Source organism: Alistipes sp. Marseille-P2263 (assembly GCF_018101075.1).
In the GTDB taxonomy this organism is placed as follows: Bacteria; Bacteroidota; Bacteroidia; order Bacteroidales; family Rikenellaceae; genus Alistipes; species Alistipes dispar.
Genome location: NZ_JAGQEJ010000006.1, coordinates 106,293 through 126,323, shown reverse-complemented (window position 1 = coordinate 126,323; position 20,031 = coordinate 106,293). Strand labels below are relative to the sequence as shown.

The window sequence follows — 20,031 nt, the reverse complement described above, 5'->3', positions numbered from 1 at the left end:
AGTGACGCAACTTCACACAGATTTGAGGACCGCCGCAATGTTGTCTTCGACTCCGGAAAAACTTCCCGGATTCCTATGCGGCAAAGATAAAGAAAGATTCTGAAATCGCAACTGTTTTGCCTGAATGTGATATGGGTACGCCCAAAAGGCCGAAACCCGTATCCTTTTCCGCTCCGGAGTTCCCTTTCCGGGGTATGCGTGCGGCCCGTATCGTCTATGCGGACGCCCGGACTCTCCGTTACGGAGGGTCCGGGCGTCCGGTTTGGCGTATGTGCGCCGCGTCAGCGGAGGTAGTCGCGGCAGCCGCGGTGGCCGCGCTTGCCGATCGGGAAGCCGAGTCCGAGCGTGACGTTCATCGAACTTTGCCGGATCGGAATCCACTGCGGGGTGTGCTTGGCCATCAGGACGTCGGTGGCGACGAAGAAATTGATCCAGCCCGGACAGAGGTTCAGCGCCAGGCCGAGTGCGCCGCCGTTGTTGCCGATCACCGTGTAGCTGCCCGTGAGGTGGAACCAGTCGATCGGGCGGAAATTGACCGACCCGGTGATGTTGTGCAGCGTCTTGTATTCCCAGAAGCGCATCGTGTAGAGCAGGCCCACGCTGGCGCGGTTCTGCCACATCTTGTATTCGAGCCCGGCGTTCACCGTGGCGCGCAGCATGCGCGTCGCGCTGCTGGCCTCCTGCTTCTGGAATTCGAGTACGTCGAGGTTGAAGTCGGGCTGCGAGCTCGTGCCCTCGCCGTCCACGGTGACGCCCGTGAACTCCATGTTCTTGACCGAACGGCCCGAAAGGGTGTTGCCCTTGCCCCAGCCGATGAAGCCCAGGTCGTTGATCGCCAGCGAAGCCTGCAGGTCGGGCAGGATGTCGTACGTGGCGCCCAGATCGACGGCGAAACCGTAACCCGTCGGGCTGGTGGGCTTGAAGTCGATGTCGTCGAATGTGTAAACCATCTCGCCGCTGTCGTTCATCTCGGTCGTGGCCTCCAGCCCGGCGGCCGAAATGTCGAGCGATCCGTCGGCCTCGACGGCCCAGCGGTCCTCGTTCAGCGATACGTCGAAGCGGTTGAAGTTGGACTTCGCGCGGACGATTCCGGCGAGGAACTTGCCGCGCACGCCGACGTAGAGGCGGTCGTCGAGCAGCGGGAACGAATAGGAGAAGGCCGCCTCGAGGTAGGAGTCGCTGATTACGCCGATGTCGCTGATGCGCCCCTCCTGCCCGTTCTTGATGAAGTCGAAGAGCGAGTAGGGGATGTTGGCTTCGGCGTTGGCCCGCACGTTGAGGTCGAACGACCAGAAATTCTTGCGGTTTTTCGTGTAGGCGCCGAATCCGATGACGTTGATGCGGGTGTCCGCCCCCAGCAGGTTTTTGTCCTTGAGGCCCGAAAGCGCCTCGGCGGCCGATACGGAGCTGTCGAGCAGCGTCACGAGTTTCCCGTCGCGGGGATAGAAGATCTTGTCGAGCGAGATGTTGCCGCTCATGCCGACCTGGATGCCTCCCAGCACGGGGAAGTTCACGTAGCCGCGCTGCGGTGCGAAGGCCGGGTTGAGCTGGCTGCGGAAGGTCGAGCCTTCCATGAAGTAGGACGAGGGGTTCTGGGCTGCGGCGCCGACCGTTACGAGAAGCGCCGCCAGTAAGATGCGGATTTTTTTCATGTTCGGTGCGCTTTTATCAGATGTCGAGTTTCAGACCGCCGCGTTTTACGAGCCGCAGGTCGATGGTGATTTGCTGTTTCGCGGAGTTGTCGAAGCCGCGGTCTCGGTAATAGATTTCGAGCGCGATGGGAATGCGGATCGTGGCTCCGTCCACGATCTGCCGCAGGTCGTCGGCGTAGAGCTGCGTTGAGGGAATGGCGTTCTCCTCCTTCGTGGCGTCCACCGTGATTTCGAATGCGACGTCGGAGGGCAGGAATACCGGTTCGAGCCGCATCGTCACCGGCAGACGGCTCGAGATCGAGCCGTAGATGTGCAGCGTATTCTTGGCATCGGGCGTACCCTCCGGGTCGAGGTTGTCGGAGAGCATGTCGATCACCTCGTCGTCGAGGTCGATATGCCCGATTTCGTACTCCACCGGTTCGATGTCGATGGTTCTGAGGTAGTCCGAGGCGACCTGCTTGATCCGGGTTTCGATTTCGTCGGCGGAGAGCTCGAGCGCCGTCTTGAAAGCCTCGGTGTACTCTTCGAGCGGAATGCCGGACTCTTCGATGCCGATCGCTCCGGCGAACTCGTCGTAGTATTTCTCGTAGGTCAGCCGGACCACTCCGTCCAGCTTCTCCGGGTTCTGCCGCATTTCGGCGATCGTATTTCCGATAAGACCGTCGCGGTAATCGGAGTCGCCGGTCAGGGCGGGGAGGTTCACTTCCTTTTCGGAAGAGGGCAGCCAGATGTCGGCTTCCCGGAAGATCGCTTCGATGTTCACGCCGTTTTCGGCGATTTCATCCATCGAAACCTGCACGGTGGCGAGCGGAATCCGGAATTCGGAATTTTCGTCGCCGATGGCGACGTTGTCGAAATCGAGGTCGCTCAAATCGTAATCCCGATCGACACACGCCGTCATGAGCGCTCCGGAGAGGAGCAACAGGGAAAGGGTTCTCATAGGGACAAGTGTTGATTTCGGGCGCAAAGGTAGAAAGTTCCGATAAATAAAACAAAATATCGGACGTTTTTGTATATGCGGTCCGTCTTTGCGGGATATTTGTTACATTTGCAGCGTCTATGGCCGCATCCGAGAAATCCGATCTGAAGGAGCAGGTGGCTCTGCTGCCGCTCTCGCCCGGCGTCTATCAGTTCGTGGACCGCCGCGGGACGGTTATCTACGTGGGCAAGGCCAAGAGCCTGCGCAAGCGCGTTTCGTCCTATTTCGTGCAGTCGAAGGAGCACAGCGCGAAGGTGCGGGTGCTGGTCCGCCAGATCGCCGCCGTCCGTCACATCGTCGTCGGGAGCGAGACGGATGCCCTGCTGCTCGAAAACTCCCTGATAAAGAGCCTCCAGCCGCGTTACAACATCCTGCTCAAGGACGACAAGACCTATCCGTGGATCGTCGTGCGGCGCGAGGCGTTTCCCCGCGTGCAGTCCACGCGCACGCTGCTGCGCGACGGCTCGCAGTACTTTGGTCCCTACGGGTCGGTGATGATGCAGCGCAGCGTGCTGGACTTCATCCGCGAGGTGGTCCCGCTGCGTACGTGCAAACTCAATCTTTCGCCCGAACAGATCGCCCGGGGACGCTATTCGGTCTGCCTGCAATACCATCTGGGCAACTGCAAGGGGCCCTGCGTCGGTTTGCAGAGCGAGGAGGAGTACGCCCGGCAGGTGGAGCTGGTCGTCTCGGTGCTCCGCGGCGATCTGCGCCCCGTGCGGCAGTATCTCGAAGGGGAGATGGAACGTGCGGCGGGGGAGCTGCGCTTCGAGGCGGCGCAGCGCTACAAGCAGCGGCTCGACGCGCTGGACAACTACGCCGGTCGGTCGGTGATCGTCAGCGCGCGGATCGTCGATGTCGATGTCTTCTCGCTGCTGCCGGACGACGACGCGGCGTGGTGCAACTTCGTGCGCATCCGCCACGGCTCGGTGGTGGGCGTCTCGACGGTGAAACTCTCGACGGGCGTGGGAGCCGACGAGCGCGACATGCTGACGCTGGCCATACAGCATATCGTCGAACACATTGCCGGGGGCGAGCTGGCCCGCGAGGTGATCGTGCCGTTCCTGCCCTCGACGACGCTGCTCTTCGACGGCGTGACCTTCACCGTGCCCAAGCGGGGCGAGAAGCTCGACCTGCTGGAGTTTTCGCGCAAGAGTGCCCGTATCTACCGTGCCGAGCAGCTCAGGAATCTCGAAATCCGGAATCCCGAGCGCTACACCGAACGGCTGCTGAACGCCTTGCAGAAGGAGCTGCGTCTCGACCGTCCGCCGCGGCATATCGAGTGTTTCGACAACTCGAATTTGCAGGGGGCGCATCCGGTGGCTTCGTGCGTGGTGTTCCGCGACGGGAAACCCTCCCGCAAGGAGTACCGTCATTTCAATATCAGGACCGTCGAGGGCCCCGACGACTACGCTTCGATGCGCGAGGTGGTCTTCCGGCGTTATACGCGCCTCATGGCCGAGGGGGCCGAGTTGCCCGACCTCGTTATCGCCGACGGCGGCAAGGGGCAGATGGGGGTGATCCATGAGGTGCTGGAGCGGCTGGGGCTGGACATTCCCATCGCCGGACTGGCCAAGGACGACCGCCACCGCACTTCCGAACTCTACTGCGGTTTTCCGCCGCTACTGGTCGGCGTGCGCCCCACCTCGCCGCTCTTCCATTTCCTGACGCATATCCAGGACGAAGTGCACCGTTTCGCCGTCTCGTTCCACCGTCAGAAACGCAGCAAGGACTTTATCCATAGCGAACTGGAGCGGATCGAAGGGGTGGGCGAACGGACGATCCGAACGCTTCTGCGCCATTTCCGCACGGTGGAGAAGGTCCGCACGGCCCCGGCCGAAGAGCTGTCGGCGCTCGTCGGTCCGGCGAAGGCGAAGAAGATCCTGGCGTATTTCGGGCGGTAGTCCCCGGATTTCCGTCCGCCGTGTGCTGTCCGTCCCCCCCCCTCCGAATATCCGGTGTGGAGGTTGCCGGAAGCGGTTGTTTCCGGGCGTTGCCGGCCGGGTCGCGGCCGGTTCCCGGCAACTCGATTGCGGCCGTGCGGAGGTTCCCTTCGGGAAAAATCGGCTTATTTTTTGAAAAGTTGCGAAAATCCCTTATCTTTGTCCTCCCGATTCATCGCGTATGCGTCGGAGGCGGAACGATCCGCCTGCGCAGGCGACACTGCCCGGATGGCGGAATCGGTAGACGCGTTGGTCTCAAACACCAATGACAGCAATGTCGTGCCGGTTCGACCCCGGCTCCGGGTACAGATGAAAACTTCCGGACAGTCGAAAAACGACTGTCCGGAAGTTTCGTTTCTGCCGTTCTGCGACGGAATCCGCGGCCGGGGACATTTTGCGGCCGGTCCGGACCGGGAGTGTCCGGGCGTCTTTTTCAGCGTTGCGGCCTGTCTGGCCTGTACGACGGAGCAGATCGCGCTGAGCCACCGCTGGCTGCGACGGTTCCGTTTCGGTCCTGTGGAACGGCTGTGGCGGACGGGGACACGCATGTCGTGGCGGCCGTCGGCTCGGTGAGCCGGAGTTTCCGGCCGTTCCTCTCTTCTGCCGGGTGCTTTGTCGCAGGCGGCCGGTCCGCCTGTCTGCCGCAAATGTCGCCGCCTTGCGTGCGTTTGCGGCAAACGTTTCGCTCGTTTCCGGCTCGCGTCGCGCGTTACGGCATGACGCGCGGAAAGACGAATCCGATGCGCGTCTGGTCCGACCAGAGGCGGAGATACTCCCCGTCCGAGCCGACCGACGCCATGTAGCCTGCGTCGCCCAGACCCAGTTCCATGTTCTCCGAGATCGTCGCGGCGCTTTTCTCGCCCTCGGCAGGCATCGCCTCCAGCCGGAGGGAGACGTACTGCCGTCCCTCGTCGTCCTGAATGCGGAAAAGGCATTGCGACGGGTCGGCGAGCAACTGGTGGCTCTCCCGGTCGAAGAGGAACACGGGCTTGCCGTTGCGATAGACGCCGGGCGTCTCGGCCGTGAGCAGCGCCTTGCGCTGGGTCCTGAGCTCTTCGTCGGAGGTATCTTTCGAGCAACCACCTCCCGCGGTGAGCAGCAGGGCGGGAAGCAGGAATTTTCCGATTTTCATGGCGTTCATTTTACGGTGATGTATTTGATGAGGTACTGCTCCGAGCCGCTTTCGGCTTCGGTGACGACGGCCGTCAGACGGTGTTCCCCGGCCGGGAGCGTGACGTAGGTCTCCTCGGTCCGCTCTCCGTCGATGTACCATGCGACGCTTTCCATCCGGCGGGGGTAGTCGAGGACGCTCAGCGCGACGGGCCGGTCGTGCGAGAATCCGTCGGCCGGCACGGCGATATGCACGCCGTTCTGCGTGGAGATGGGCGAGGTCGTGAACGACAGCGTCCGGCTGCTGGAACTCTCGTCCGAGAGGAGCGTGACGGTCGCCGAATAGGTCATAGCGGGCAGCAGGCCGCCGATGTGGAGGGCGTTTCCGCGCACGGTCCGTTCGCCTTCCGTCCTTCCCGACCGGCCCCAGCTTACCTTCCATTCGCTTTCGGGAGCGCCGTCCCACGTCAGCAGGGCGTCGTACTGCCGGGCTTCGGCCGTGATTTCGAGTGCGGCGGTCTTCCTGGCCTTCATCCGGATATGTCCGCCGGAGCGTTCGATCTCGCCGAACGCCGCGCCGGGCGCTTCGTTCTTCCAGGAGACGTAGTGCCTGTTGCTGCCCGGAGAGAGGCTCCGGACGTCGTCCGTTCCCGGGAAAAAGGTCCGTCCGGCGCTCTGCGTTCCGTAGGAGGACGGAACCGACCGCACGAGTTTCATGCACTCGTGGCCCGGGTTGCAGTTCAGCGAGTTGCCCGTGTGCCACCTGGAGGCGTATGCCGGTGTGTAGTCCACGTGGTAAACGAGCATCCCGCCCTCTCCGACGTCGGGGATGTGCCGGTCCCACTTGTTGCCCGCCGGATCGCGGCTTTCGAGCAGGAAATAGTCGTTGTCGGTCGGCGTACGCACGAGGTATCCTTCGTCGTTGGTGACGGGCCCCAGCTCCAGATCGCCCCCGTCGGCGATCTCCTCCGGTTCGGCCCATCCGACCATCCAGCGCTCCAGGATGTTGAGTGCCGGGGGCGTGCGTCCGTCGTTGTTGTAGCTGCCGCTGCACATGAGCGAATACGATTCGAGCGCCGGGGCGTTGCCGCCCGAGCCCGCATAGTCCGTGTCGTAGAAGTCGGGCCAGCCGAGCACGTGGCCGAATTCGTGGCAGAAGGTCCCGATGCCGGCCATCACGCGGTCGGCGTTCAGTTCCGACGAGCAGGCGTAGCCTGCGAGCTGCACTCCGTCCAGCAGGACATTCCGGTAGCGCGGGTCGCCCTGCACGTCCCACCGGTGTGGCCAGATCGTCTGCGGGTCGGCCGTCTCGGCCTGGTTGTGTCCCGCGTAGAACACGAAGACGTCGCGGATCACGCCGTCGTCGGCGAACTGCGAGAAGTCGATTTCGTCGTCGGCCAGACGGCATGTCTCGACGATCAGTTCCGGGGTGTTGTCCGTCCCGTCCGATCCGGCGTAGTAGGCCGCCTCGCGGGAGGCGCGGTAGGGGCCCGCGACGACGAATTCCGGGTCGAAGCGTCCGTTGGAGTTGTCGTGGTAGTAGTTCCATGCGCTGCCCGTGGCGCCGTTTACGCTGTAATTGTCCTGCATGAGCAGGTCGTGGAAGTCCTGCTGCGCGCTGCCCGATACGAACGTTCGGTCGGGAAACTCCACGAGCAGGATCAGCGACCGGAGCTTTCCGACGGTCGTCGCGGAGGAGATTCGGCGCGGTGCGGAGGGTTTGCCCTCGGCGGCGGCCGCTTCGTCCGGGGTGGCAGGGGATTGCAGTCGGGCGGGGCGTTCCATCGTGCGCACGTAGGTCGGTTTGAGCCCGGGACCCAGTTTGGCGACGAGGGCGCGTTCTCCGGCCGAAAGCGCACCGACCGGTCGGGCCTTTACCTGCGTGGGAACAAGCCGCCCCTCGGCGTTGCGCGAGGCGTAGTAAAGATCGCCGTCCGCGCCGCCCGTGAGCGTGTAGCCCTCTTCGGAGAGGAAATAGTGGTAACGCTCGTCGCCGACGATGCGGACGAGCAGTTGCGAGCCGTCGCTTTGGGTGATGCGCACCGGGCGGGGGTAGGCCGGTACGCCCCGGACCGGTGCGCGGCCGAGCGTCAGCGCCGAAAGCATCAGTGCGAATGGGAGAATGTGGCGTTGCATGGCATGTCGTTAAGGGTGAGCGATTGTCCGGGAGGACCGGATCATGCGTATAAAGGTAACTCTTTAATTTTGAAAAAGCAAACCGATCGCGCGGATCGGTTTGCCGTCTCTTTTCGCCGGATGCGCGCCGGGGGACCGGACGGGTCCCTCGGTGTGCCCGGAGCCTCTATTTCGCCAGCAGCGAAGGTGTCGTGTTCGGCGTGAAGTCGTTCGACGAGTTGTTCGTATCGACGAGTTTGCCGTCGGCGCCGGTCTTGCGGATCACCGACTTGTTGAACCGGTCGGGGTCCGAATCCTCCGTGCCGCACCAGGTGTAGCCCGCATCGAGCGATGTGCCCCAGGGAGCCATGCCGAAGGTGTTGCGTCCGCCCGTGTTCACGGCGTCGAGCACCCACTCGTTGGGAACGAAGTAGCCCTTGATGGGCATTTCGTAGTCGGAGCCGTTCGGCGAGTGGAAGATATAGTAGTATCCGTCGCCGATCGGGTGGTCCTGCAGGAACTGTTCGCCGGTCGTGCCTGCGGGAGGCATGGCGATCGCGATGCCGTAGGCGCCCCGGTTGTGCAGGCTGTGCACGGTCAGCGTCTGGGCATACCATTTGTCGAGATTGGGAACGGCCGGGTTGTCGGTGTCCAGGAAGTTTTCGTTCGACGATTCGTCGTACCACTCGAAGTCGGCGGTCGTGGCGTCCCACGAGTCGGGGTTGCTCTCGAGGTGGTTCTGGGCGTTATTGACGATAATCAGCGATTCGCCGGCCTTGACCGGTACGTCGCGGCCGCTGCCCGGAATGGCGTAGAAGGCCTGTCCGGCGCAATACTCTTCGCGGAAATCGACCGCTGCGGGGATCTCGCCCTCCATGTTGGAGAGCACCGAGCTTTGCAGGATCAGCAGCATGCCGTCGGCATAGAGGTCCTCGTCCGTGTTGTTGCGGATTTTGATGTATTGGTCGCCCTGATATTTGTCGGGGCTTCCGGTCTCGGGCAGCGCCGTGCCCGTGAAGTAGATCTCCTCGATGACGAACTCGCCGTTCTTTGCGGCCACGTTGCTCTGTTTGATCGTCACCGTGGCCAGCAGGTCGCTCCGGCCCTTGCGCGTCACGGTCACGGTCGTCTGCCGTTCGGCGCCCGTTTCGTTTTTGGCCACTTCGAGCACCAGCGTCCTGCCCTCCGTTTCGGCTTCGTTTACGCCCACCCACGAGCTCGCCTCGTCCGGGATCGAGACGTCGAAATCCGCCTCCGGAACGTTCACCAGTACGTTGCCGCCGTTCAGACGCATCGAGGACGATACCGTTACGGGTTCCACGGGATCGTCGGTTTTCTCATCCGAGCAGGATACGGCGCCGGCCGAGACGAGGGCGGCCGCCGCCAGCATGTAGATCAGTTTTTTCATACGTTTGTTTTTTATTGGTTTGTAATGATGGAATGAATTGTCAGAACAGGAATCCGCAGGCCGCCGTGAGGTTGTGTTCCGCCAAGCCTCCTTCGTAGAGGCGGGGGCTCCAGCCGGCCTCCGCGAAGCAGGCGGTGCGTCCCCGCAGGCGGCGTTCGGCGCGGAAGCCCGCCTCGGGGGCCAGTGTCCGGCTGTTCAGCCGTTCGGCCGTGCCGGTCAGGTATTCGGCCAGGTAGTCCGCCAGCCCGGGGAGCGAGAGCGTTCCGGAAGGGGCTCCGTAGCAGCCTATGCCGAGCGAGGCTTTGAACCTCCAGCGGGTGAGGAGCCATTCCGCATGGCCCCGGAGCGAACCTCCGAGCCGCGAGAGCGTCATTTCGCGCGACGGCCAGAGGTATTCGGCCGCAGACTGCTGCCATTCGACGCCGGGGCGGAGCGCATAGCGGCGGTTGCCGCGCCGCCATTCGACGGTCGCTTCGGCCCCGGCCTGCCAGATGCGGTTCTCGTACATCGCCTGCCGGTCCACGGGCGTCCCCTGTCCGGTGCGGTCGGCGACCATTTCGATCCCCAGCCGTTGCGAGCGGGCCGCATACGCCCCGAGGCTCCAGCGTCCGGCGCGGTAGGCGACGTGCGCTTCGCCCCGCTGCGTGCGGAGGGTGCTGACGGGGATGGAGTTGTTCGGTCGGTAGTTCCGGTCCGTGGTGAACCGGCTGTATTCGGCGCGGGCGTACCACCCTTCGGGACGGTGCGGCATGAGCTGCGCCGCCACGGCGTATCCGCGGCCGGTATAGGCGGTGAGCGTGCTGCCCGATTTCCCCGAGTAGCGTTGCAGGATGCTGCCCAGTCCGGCCATGAAGAGCTCGCGCACGGTGTTGGTTTCGTTGAAGAAGGAGATTCTCGAGTTCTGTTTGTAGAGCCGTCCCCTGAGGTCGAGGATCAGCACGCTGCGTCCGAGCTCCATGCCGGCGCCGAGCCGGAACGTGAAGTCCGAGACGACGTTGTGAGGTCGGGGATCGACCTGCCGGTATTCCTGCGCGGCGCGGTAGTCGCCCCGCAGGGCGATGTCGAAGCGGCCGATCCGCCGGGCGTAGCCGCCGCCGAAGGCGTACTCCTCGGTCGTGAGGTCGCCGCCCACGGAATCCGCCACGATATAGGGATAGAGCAGCAGGTAGTCGGCCGTGGAGTTCCAGCGGACGTTGCGGCGGTTGCCGCGCACGTACCGGGCGTCGGCCCAGACGACGCTCCGGTCGTCGAGGCGGCGGAAACTTTCGGCGTAGAATCCGCCTTCGAGCGCTCCGTCGCCGAGCGGTTGCAGCCGCGCCTCCTCCTCCCGGCGCAGATTCATGCGCACGGCCAGTTGCGAGAGCGACCGGTTCGGGCGTCGGAGCGCGGCGGCGGGCGACGCTTCGTAGAACCGGGCCGTGGCGTGTTCCGCCTCCGCCTCGGCGAGCGATGCGCATTCGGAGATTCCCGCCGTGTCGCGCCGGAACGCCGTCGAGTCGGTCCGGGCGGCCGCCGGGAGGGGCAGCAGAAACAGGATTGTCAGCAGTGCGGCTTTCATGGCGTCGGGTCTCATCGGTTGGCTTGGAGTAACAGGACCGCCGATTCCTGCCCGTTCACCCACGTGACGGCTTTCGCCCTGTCGTTGGCATAGTCGGCGCAGTACAGCCGGCGTGTCGTGCCGTCGGCGTAGGTCGCCCGGGCTTCGACGATGAAGTTGTAGATGCCCCGGCGGAGCCGGACGGTCGTCCGGTTCCGTTCCACCGTTTCCGGGAACGCCGTGCGTTCGTAGGTGTTCAGGTTGTAGAAATAGGAGATGTCCGTGAGGATTTCGAGCCTCTCCACGGGGCGGCTGTCCGGCATCACGAGCCGGATGGAGACCTCGGTGAAGAGTTCGTTCCCGTCGGGGTGTTCGCAGGCTGCCGGCAGCAGCAGGGGCAGGCAGCAGAGCGTGCGTATGATGCGGTGTCGGATCATGTCTCAGAGTTTGAAATTGACCTCCATGCCGAAATAGGGATCGGAGTAGCGGCGCGTCCGCCCGCCCGATACGTTGATGTACGAGGGGCTGTAGTCGAACAGCCGGTTCACGAATACCGCCACGGTGAGCCTGTCTCGGTAGAGGCGTTTGGATAGTTTGAGGTTCACGTACATGCTGAACGGCGTGAGGTCGTAGAGGTACGCGATGTCGCTGACGTCGTCCTTTATCATGTGTTGCAGGATGCCGTCGGCGGCCGATTCGTCGGTGAAGGGGTGTTCCCTGAGGTCGGTGTCCAGGTAACTCGCCGGGCGCGGGTCGGTCCACTGCCGTTTCCGTCCGGTGAACCATTGGCATTGGAACGAGGTGGAGAAGATCATTCCCAGCCGCGGAATCTGCGTGTCGAACAGGAAATTGGTGTTGCACAGCTCGTTGTAGAAGCTGTCCTCCTTGTCGTAAAGGCCGATGTAGGGGTAGGGTTCGCCGCCCGTCACCACGACCGAGGTGGAGATGTACTGCGGCTCGCTGTTCTCGTAGTCGGTCCGGAAGTAGGCGCCCGAGACGATGAGTTTCGTGGCCAGCGGACGGATGCGCGGGGTCGAGAAGGTGAACTCGACGCCCTGCTTGAGCGTTCGGCTGCCGTTGGTCGTGCAGCCGGTCAGCGCCAGCCGCTTTTTCTCCTCGTAGGGAAGTCCTTCGAGCGACGGCGGCCCCGTGAGCGCCGAGGCGTCGATGGCCGTCTCGTCGTAGTCGCGGAACGTGAAGGCGAGGGGGCGTGACGAGGTGCGGAATCCCGAGGTCATGTCCTCCCGGAAGTAGCCCAGCGACAGCCCGAATCCGGCCCATTCCGCCCGGCCGCGGACCTCCCATTTGAAGTTGCGGGCGGCCAGCAGACCGTAGTTTGTCGGATCGTATTTGTAAACGATCAGGTTGATGCGCCGCAGTTCCGGGTCCTCGGGGAAATAGTTCAGTTGCGTGTAGTCGAAATAGACCGGGTCGGGAAAGAGCTGGTCGAGCGTCGGGGTTTTGGTGTGCCAGCCCGTGCCTCCCGAGAGGGTGAGACGCATCGGATCGCCCGCCACTTCGAATGCCGGCAGCGAGACGGAGAGGTTCAGGCGCGGGTCCAGATAGATTTTGCCCTGAAGCGCATAGCGGCTTCCGAGGTTGGCCATGGCCGTCGCGCGCAGACCCGCCATGGCCTCGATCCGCCATTTCCCGGCCCGGATCACGGTGTTGTCCTCCACGAAGGCCGAGAGCCGGTGCAGGGCCGGAAGCGCGTCGTAGCGTCTCGGGCGGGTGGACATCAGTTCGGTGATGGGGCGCGTTATGTCGTAGAGCAGTCCGCCGCCGTAGTTCTTGGCCATCGACCACTCGGCGCCCGCGCGCAGCGTGCTGCGCGTCGAGCGGGTGTTCGCCGCGAAGAGCGCCATCGCCTTGGCGAAGGCGTAGAACGGCTTGCTCTCCACGCGCAGGGTGGCCTCGTAGCGCGAAGGCAGGATCTCGGCGTCGCAGACCCCCTCCTCCAGCGCCGTGCGGATCGGCACGTTGGCGCTGGCGATCATGTATTTCCAGCGGTCGGTGATGTCGAAGTCCGCATCGACCGAGGCCGAGAGGTCGAAACTGCGGAAAAAGGCGGATTCCTCCTTGACCGCCGCCGAGAAGTTCAATGCGGCCGAAAGGCTGTTGTAGCTCGCCTTGTAACGTTCCAGCGGGCGTCCCGACACCCCTTCGTCGATGTCCTTGTCGCTCTTGATGCGGTCGAACGATCCGGTGTAGTCGATCGATCCGCCCAGCGTGTAGCGGTAGTCCGAAGCGGTCTCCCAGCGTTTTTTCATGCGCCACGAACCGGTCATGCGGCGGTAGTTCTGCCGCGTGTTGCGCGGGTCGGCGCGGGCGTCGAGGTAGTTCGCGCCGACGTTCATCGTCAGCAGGTCGGCCTTCCCGCCCCACTCGAATCCCTTGCCGACGTAGAGGAGCTGGCTCTTCAGGTCGGCCTTGAAGCGGGCCTCGAGGTTGCGGCCGCCCTCCTTGCGCTTGATCTTCACCAGTCCGCTCGTCAGGTCGCCGTATTCGACCGAGGGGATGCCCTGCACGATCTCCACCGAGGCGATTTCGTCCGTGGGGAGCGTGCGCATGTCGATTCCGGCGTTGAGCGATACGGGAACGCCGTTGTCGCTCGTCATGCCGCTCGACAGGGAGCCTCCGTACTGCATCGCCGCGTCGTTCGAGAGCGGCCGCCCGTCCATGACGAACGAGACGCCCAGCGACGAGGTGGCGTAGTCGGCGTCGGAGGAGGCCGCTTCGCGCAGGCGGATGTGGTTTGATGCCGAGAAGGCCGGATCCGACGCCCTTCCGCCGGGGAGCAGTTCGAGCAGGTCCTCGAAGCTCGACGGCTGGAGGTGCTGCATCGCCTCGCGGCCGATGTGCACGGCCGAGACGGGTCCCCGGACTTCGGTGGCCGTGATGACCACGTCGCGGATTTCCGTCGATACGGCCCGGAGCCTTACGACCCGGTAGATCGCGCTTCCGGACGGGACGGCGAGCGTCGTGCGCTGCGTGGCGTATCCGATGTAGGAGACCGTGACCTCGTAGCTTCCGGCGGGGAGCGCGAAGCCGCATTTGCCGGCCGCGTCGGTCGTGGCGGCGTAAGGCGGCTTTCCCGCATCGGGAACGGCCTTCAGCGCCACGGTGGCGTACTGGAGCGGATTTCTCAGCGAATCGGTTACCTCGAACGTGATTCCCGCGTCATTGGCCGGGCGCCGCTGCGCTCCGGCGGCGAGGGACAGGAAGAGGCCCGGAAGGATCAGTAGATATTTCGTCTTGCACCACATAATTCCGAGCACAAAGGTAGAGGGAGGCCGAAAAAGCGGCAATCCCCAATAATAGGTAATTTGCGTCGGAAAACTACTCCGAAAGGGGGAGCCGTATTTTGGGATGCCCTTCCGAGTTTCCGGGGCGGGTGCTGTCCGTCCGCCGGTCCGTCCGGCTGTCCGGACCTTTCTCCGGAAACCTGTTCCGGACCCGGAAAGAGGCGGATACGAAAAATCCGGGATCCCCTCGGAAGGGAATCCCGGACGCCCGGTAAGAATGTGAACTTTTTATTTTTTGGTGAGGGCGATGCGGAATCCGATGCCGTCTCCTTTCGAATCCGGCGTATTGATACGGTTGTAGATGTAATAGATCGACGAGTCGGAGCATTTGAAGTCGCCGCCCCGCTGGTAGCGGTAGTCCTCCCACGAAGGAAGCCCTTCGGGACCCGGAGCTCCCGTGGGGTCCGTTTCAGGTTCGGTCGGTTCCTTTCCGTACGGCCATTTCCAGTCGTACACCCATTCATAGACGTTGCCGCTCATGTCGTGGATGCCCAGCTCGTTGGGTTGCTTGGTCCCCACGGGGTGCGGCTGCTCGTCCTTCGCGTTGTTCCGGTTCCAGGAGACTTCGTTGGCGTCGTCGCCGCCGGCATACACGTAGTTTTCCGACCTGTTGCCGCCGCGTGCCGCGAACTCCCATTCGGCGTCGGTCGGCAGACGGTAGCCCGCGGCCGAGGAGTGGTCGTAAACTACGACGGCCGAGGAGATGCGTCCGCTTCCCTGCTTGTAGGTGACCTGTTCGAACCGGTAGGCCGGTTCGAGCCCTTTGATTTCGCTCAGCCGGTTGCAGAACTCCGCAGCGTCGTACCACGTGACGCCGGTCACCGGAAGGTCGTCACCCATGACCGTCGATTCGTTGAATCCCATCACTTTGGAGAAGACGTCCTGCGTCATTTCGTATTTGCCGATGGCGAAATCTTTCGTCAGCGTCACTTCGTGCTTGTTCTCTTTGGGGGATTTCGGGTGATCGCCGAGGATGAAGCTGCCGGCCTCGACATCGACCGTCTCCACCTGTACGTCGGTCAGTTCGACTGCCGTGGCGGTGTATTCGACCGTGGTCTGGCCGTCCTCGGAGGTGACGGTGTATTTGACCGGCGAAGAGAAGTTCTGGGCCGTACCCGAGGCGGGCGTGAGTTCGGCGTTGGCCGAACAATCGATCGTCGGTGTGAGCGACGAGCGGTCGAGGCCCGGTCTGACGTAAATGGTGATCGTCTTGGCTTCGGCGTCGAGCAGGGCGCTGTAAACGCCCGGGGTCGGTGCGGAGGTCTCCGGGTCGAGGAAGAGCATCCGGGTGATCTCGGCATTCGGGTTGGGCAGCATTTCGGCCGTGATCGTATAGGTCACCTGCGTTACGCCGTCTTCGGCCGTGATGGTGATGGTCGCCGGGTCCTTGAAGGAGCTGTCCCACGAATCCACGAACTGAATCTCTCCGGCGGTGGCCCCTTCGGAGATTTCGTATTCCTGATAGGTGTAATACCAGGGCCATTGGTCGGAGTAGGGAACTTTGAGCAGCACGGTGTGATTCTCCTCGTCGATGATGCCTTCGACCACCGGTTCGGTCGTCACCCTGAACGACAGCAGCCTGGCTTCGGAACTCTTGGCGACCGAGACGGTGACCGTGTATTCGCTCCGCGACTTTCCGTCCTCGGCCGTCACGGTGTACTTGACCGGCTGGGAGAAGTCCTGTTCGGCGCCGCTGGCGGGAGAGACGGTCGCGCCTTCCGATACCTCGATGGTCGGAACGAGCCTGGTGACGTCCGTGCCGCGGGTGACCGTGACGGCGATCGTCAGGGCCTCCTGGTCGATCGTCGCCGGGCCGCTCTGCTCCTCGAACGAGAAGGCCGTGATGGAGGAGGCGGTCAGTTTGGGCTGCGCCTTCTGTACGACCGTCAGCGAGACGGGCGTGACGTAGGTGGCGTCGGAGAACACCTCGACGTCGGCCGTGCGTTCGGTCTCCTTGTCGGTGTAGGGGTCGATCGCAAGGCGGAGCTTGCCGGCCTCCACCGAGGCCTTGCACCAGGAGGTTTCGCCCGTTCCGGAGACCTTCGCCGCCAGATTGAGGTTGCTGATCGCACCGCCGTCCTCGTCCGTGAGGCCGATCGAGACCGTCGCGCCGGAGGCGGTGACGGTGAGCTTGTTCTGAGAGAAGACGACGTTTTCGACACCGGAAAGCGGTGCGAATCCCAACGTCACGGGGTCGGGGGTGTCGGGGTCGTCGCTGCATGCGGCGAGGGCCGCCGCGGCGAAAATCCCCATGGCGAAGATTCGCCGGATATTGCGGAATTTTTTCATGGTCGTTTTTTTGATGGATGATGGGGAAGGGAGCGCCTCCTCGGCTGGAGGCGTGAAGAACGGAAGGGGCCGCATGGACCCGACCCCTTCCGTCGAGGGCCGGCAGGACGGATCAGCGGCGGATCACGACGCGGAATCCGATTCCCGACTGGCGGCACATGTTGTTGGGATTCATGTCGATACCGCCGGCTTGCAGACTCCAGTAGGTGATACGCAGGTTCCATTCGCTCGACGTGTCGTAGTCGCCGCCGCGGATAAATGCCAGGTCGTCCGCATCGCACGGCTCGTCAGGCCCGAACGGATCGGTCACCTCGTCGGTCGAGGGGAAGTCGCTCATGTAGGGGCGCTCGTACCAGTCGTGGTTCCACTCTCCGACGTTTCCGCACATGTCGTGGATTCCGATCGGATTGGCCGGTTTCTCGCCCACGGGATGCGTTTTCTCGCCCTCGTTCTCGCGCCACCAGCCCATTTCGAGCGGGTTGTCGCCTCCGGCGTAGAGATAGCTGTATTGGGCGATTCCCTCTGCGCCGCCCTTGGCCGCATACTCCCATTCGGCCAGCGTCGGCAGGCGGTATCCCGTCGCGCTCATGTCGCAGTTGCGCGTGGCCGTGAGGATGCGGCCGCTGCCGTCCTGTCCGTACTGGATGTCGGAGAGGTTGTAGAAAGTCGTGTAGCCTTCGCGTTTGCTCAGTTCGTCGCAGAACTGCATGGCATCCCAGATGGAAACGCTTTCGACCGGGTGGGTGGCTCCTTCCTTCTTGAACTCCGAGGGGTTGAAGCCCATCACCTCCTCGAACTGCGCCTGCGTCACCTCGTATTTGCCGATCGAGAACGACGTGAGGTTGCAGTAGCGGGCGTTCCCGATGACGCTTGTCGGATCGGGGCTGTCGCCTTGCAGGAAACGGCCGCCCGGAACGTCTATGAGCTCGATGAGCTGCGCGCCGACCTCGGTTCCGTCCTGCGAGATGCCGACCGAGCCGCTGCCGAAAAGCTTGGCTCCCGAGTTGTCGGTGCACGATACGGCGATCGTGGCGCGGCGGGCGTTCTCATCGGTGTTGGGATCGACCGTGAAGGTGAATGCGCCGGACGCGTCCACCTGGCTGATCTTCACCCAGGCGGCCGCTGCGCCGGACTTGGCGTCGGTGGCCTCGACCGCGAAGGTGTAGCCCGTCAGGTCGGCGATCGGGCTGCCCGAATAGGTCAGCGATACCTTGACCGTCGTGGCCGCTGCGGCGCCTCCCGCCACGACCGTATAGTTGTTGCCCGAGAGGGTTACGCCTGCGGCGGGCTCTGCGGAGGTGTCGAGCACCACTTCGCCGCCGACGGTCAGCGTGACGGTGTATTCCCGGGTGGTTTTGCTGTCTTCGGCCGTCACGGTGTATTTCACCGGCTGGGAGAAGTCCTGCGTGCTGCCGCTGGCGGGGGATATCTTGGCGCCTTCCGAAACCTTGATGACCGGAGCCAGCGACGAGAGGTTCGTACCCGCCTTCATCACCGCCTTGACGGTGTTTTCGCCGATTTCGGCCTTGCCGATCTGTCCGGGAACCGTGAACTCGAGGATCTCGGCTTCATGGCTCTTCTCCTCCTCGACCACCACGGCGGCCTGGTATTCCTGCCTGGTGATTCCGTCTTCGGCCGTCACGGTGTATTTCACCGGCTGGGAGAAGTCCTGCGCCTCGCCGCTGGCCGGCGACACGCTGGCTCCGGCCGAAATCTCGATTTCGGGCGTCAGGGCCGTGACGTCGGTTCCGAACGGCACGTTCACCGTGATCGTCATCTTCTCGTAGTCGATTTCGGCGGGCTGGGTCTGCTCCGGGATCGAGAAGTCGAGGATGTGGGCTTCGGCGCTCTTGGGCGTGGGAGCCTGCACGACCTTGAAGGTGAAGGGGTTGATCGAGACGCCGTTGCCCGATCCTGTGAGGCGCACGTCGATCGAACGGGCCGCTTCGCCGCCTTCGTAGGGCTGGACGGTGAATTGCAGCGCATTGTTCTTCGGTTCGATCTGACACCACTCTTCGGAGGCGCTGTTGTTCGACAGTTCGACCTGGAGCGTTACGCCGCTCAGGGCCGAACCGTCGGCCTTCTTGACGGCGATCGAGGCCGAGGGATAGATGCCGTTATTGCTTACGTTGAGCGTGTTGGCCGAGAAGCTCACGCCTATCAGAGAGGTCGAGGGGGAGAGAGCCACATCGGTCTTGACACCGTTTTCGCCGGTGTCGTCGTCGCTGCACGCCGCGAAGGAGCACGCCGCGAGCGCGAGGGCGAAGCCATACTGGAAGATACGTTTCATAATGCGATTGTTTTTAAGGGTTTTCGAATGGATGTGTCCGTTGGCCGGGGGCTCAGAGCAGGGCGCCGGGCATGTAGTTGGCCGGGTCCTTCGTGTCCGTGAGCGCGCCCATCCGGTAGGTTCCGAACGACTGCTTGAGCCAGGTCTTGCGGAAGGTCTTGCCCGTGAGGTAGTCGCAGAGTTTCTGTCCGCAGCCGTTGTCGAGCAGGGTCTGGGAATTTCCCACCGGATCGTAGTCCGTGTTGTAGCGGAGCAGTTTGGTCGTGCCGTTGGGATTTTCCAGGATGTCGAACGTGAAGACCGCCTGATAGAGGCCGAACTCCACCTCCATGTCGATATAGGGCCGGCCTTCGAGCTCGCCGAAGCGCATGTAGATATCGCCCAGCGTCATGCGGAACACGGTGGAGATCTCCTTGCCGAAATTGACGAGCTGCTGCGCGATCTCGCACGACGTGTCGCCGCCGTACATGGACAGACGCACGGCCAGCGCGGAGTATTTGTAGCCGCTGCCGGCGCCCAGCATCGCGTCGAGCCCGATGATGGCCTCGTCCTGCCGCTGCACGGGAATCTGCTGCGAGGAGACGGCCGTGTAGCTTTGCGTGGCGTCGTTCCAGAGGAATCCCGAGATGATCGACCCCTGCATGACGAGCGGCTCCTGCAGTACGATGTTGTGTTTCAGATCGACATAGGACGACGCGGTGGCCGAGATCACCGTGTTGGTGCCCTGCACGTAGCTCAGCGTGACGGAACGCAGGTCGAAATCCACGGCGACCTTCCCGCTGCCCAGCGCGACGTAGCAGTAGCCGTCGCGGTTGATGAATTGCTGGAGGTCCTCCTGCACCTGCATCAGCGCCCCCTGCTGCACGAGGTTCTTCTCTTCGGCCGAGGCTCTCGTCAGCGTGGCCTCGACGCGGTTGCGGCGGCCGAGCAGCGAGAAGGTGTCGCCGTCGAACGAGGCGATTTCGAACTCGAAGTCGGTTTCGAGGCCCTGGTTGTCCTCCGCGCTGCCGCCGCTGATGTCGGAGTTCGGGTCGTTGATGATGGCCAGGTAGCTGTACGTGTCGAAGATCAGCGTCGGACGCTGCAACCCCTGGATGCGGTAGCTGCTTTCGTCGGGCGTGGTCCGGAAGTCGGGGTACATCAGGTTGTCGGTGTACATCGTCACGCGGTTGTCGTCGGTGAAATCCATCCAGAACCGGTAGATGCCCTTCGATGTGGGAATGTTGGCGATCCAGCCGTTTTCGGCCGCGGAGAGCTCCCCGTAGTAGGAGGAGATGGCCTCGTCGAGGCGCTGGTCCACGTCGCCCATCGTCGTTTCGTAGTCGTTGTCGTTGCAGGCGGTCGCAGCCAGCAGCACGACCGGGAGCAGGAATATGCGATAGAGGTGTTTTTTCATCTTTCTG

Annotated in this window: 13 protein-coding genes and 1 tRNA gene; 3 read left to right on the top strand and 11 right to left on the bottom strand. The window is 63.3% G+C overall.

Going from position 1 to position 20,031, the window contains the following annotated elements; translation table 11 throughout:
- Positions 1-281: 281 nt before the first annotated feature.
- Together KB554_RS08755 and KB554_RS08750 are read right to left on the bottom strand one after the other, a co-directional pair.
- The gene (locus KB554_RS08755) at positions 282-1,652 is read right to left on the bottom strand and encodes a DUF5723 family protein (RefSeq protein WP_211035647.1); all 1,371 of its coding nucleotides are present in this window, start codon (positions 1,650-1,652) and stop codon (positions 282-284) included.
- 16 nt (positions 1,653-1,668) lie between these two features.
- On the bottom strand, positions 1,669-2,592 hold the full coding sequence (locus tag KB554_RS08750) for a hypothetical protein (protein ID WP_141429051.1): 924 nt from the start codon (positions 2,590-2,592) through the stop codon (positions 1,669-1,671).
- A 119-nt stretch (positions 2,593-2,711) separates the two neighbouring features.
- Between KB554_RS08750 and uvrC the strand changes: the two genes are divergently transcribed.
- From uvrC to KB554_RS08735, 3 genes are all read left to right on the top strand, one after another.
- Complete coding sequence (gene uvrC, locus KB554_RS08745; protein WP_141429053.1) at positions 2,712-4,535, top strand: excinuclease ABC subunit UvrC; 1,824 nt, start codon at positions 2,712-2,714, stop codon at positions 4,533-4,535.
- Positions 4,536-4,796: 261 nt separating this feature from the next.
- Positions 4,797-4,880, top strand: a tRNA-Leu gene (locus KB554_RS08740).
- 3 nt (positions 4,881-4,883) lie between these two features.
- Complete coding sequence (locus tag KB554_RS08735) at positions 4,884-5,147, top strand: DUF418 domain-containing protein (RefSeq protein ID WP_211035645.1); 264 nt, start codon at positions 4,884-4,886, stop codon at positions 5,145-5,147.
- A 136-nt stretch (positions 5,148-5,283) separates the two neighbouring features.
- On the opposite strand, the gene KB554_RS08730 is transcribed toward KB554_RS08735, so the two are convergent.
- The 9 genes from KB554_RS08730 to KB554_RS08690 all read right to left on the bottom strand — a co-directional run bounded on the left by KB554_RS08730 (position 5,284) and on the right by KB554_RS08690 (position 20,024).
- The gene (locus tag KB554_RS08730; RefSeq protein ID WP_211035643.1) at positions 5,284-5,706 is read right to left on the bottom strand and encodes a hypothetical protein; all 423 of its coding nucleotides are present in this window, start codon (positions 5,704-5,706) and stop codon (positions 5,284-5,286) included.
- Between the two features lie 5 nt (positions 5,707-5,711).
- The gene (locus tag KB554_RS08725) at positions 5,712-7,820 is read right to left on the bottom strand and encodes a M6 family metalloprotease domain-containing protein (RefSeq protein WP_211035642.1); all 2,109 of its coding nucleotides are present in this window, start codon (positions 7,818-7,820) and stop codon (positions 5,712-5,714) included.
- Between the two features lie 166 nt (positions 7,821-7,986).
- On the bottom strand, positions 7,987-9,207 hold the full coding sequence (locus tag KB554_RS08720) for a DUF4876 domain-containing protein (protein ID WP_211035640.1): 1,221 nt from the start codon (positions 9,205-9,207) through the stop codon (positions 7,987-7,989).
- Positions 9,208-9,247: 40 nt separating this feature from the next.
- Positions 9,248-10,780: a DUF6850 family outer membrane beta-barrel protein gene (locus KB554_RS08715; RefSeq protein WP_242116248.1), complete on the bottom strand. Its 1,533-nt coding sequence runs from the start codon at positions 10,778-10,780 to the stop codon at positions 9,248-9,250.
- A complete protein-coding gene (locus KB554_RS08710; RefSeq protein WP_211035638.1) occupies positions 10,777-11,181 on the bottom strand; it encodes a hypothetical protein in 405 nt (134 codons plus the stop codon). The genes KB554_RS08715 and KB554_RS08710 overlap by 4 nt, the downstream gene beginning before the upstream one ends.
- Before the next feature lie 3 nt (positions 11,182-11,184).
- The gene (locus tag KB554_RS08705) at positions 11,185-14,010 is read right to left on the bottom strand and encodes a carboxypeptidase regulatory-like domain-containing protein (RefSeq protein ID WP_211035636.1); all 2,826 of its coding nucleotides are present in this window, start codon (positions 14,008-14,010) and stop codon (positions 11,185-11,187) included.
- Between the two features lie 267 nt (positions 14,011-14,277).
- Positions 14,278-16,338, bottom strand: a complete 2,061-nt coding sequence (locus KB554_RS08700) for an SUMF1/EgtB/PvdO family nonheme iron enzyme (RefSeq protein WP_211035634.1) — start codon at positions 16,336-16,338, stop codon at positions 14,278-14,280.
- Positions 16,339-16,450: 112 nt separating this feature from the next.
- The gene (locus KB554_RS08695) at positions 16,451-18,628 is read right to left on the bottom strand and encodes an SUMF1/EgtB/PvdO family nonheme iron enzyme (protein ID WP_211035632.1); all 2,178 of its coding nucleotides are present in this window, start codon (positions 18,626-18,628) and stop codon (positions 16,451-16,453) included.
- Between the two features lie 52 nt (positions 18,629-18,680).
- Complete coding sequence (locus KB554_RS08690; RefSeq protein ID WP_211035630.1) at positions 18,681-20,024, bottom strand: DUF4302 domain-containing protein; 1,344 nt, start codon at positions 20,022-20,024, stop codon at positions 18,681-18,683.
- Positions 20,025-20,031: the final 7 nt, after the last annotated feature.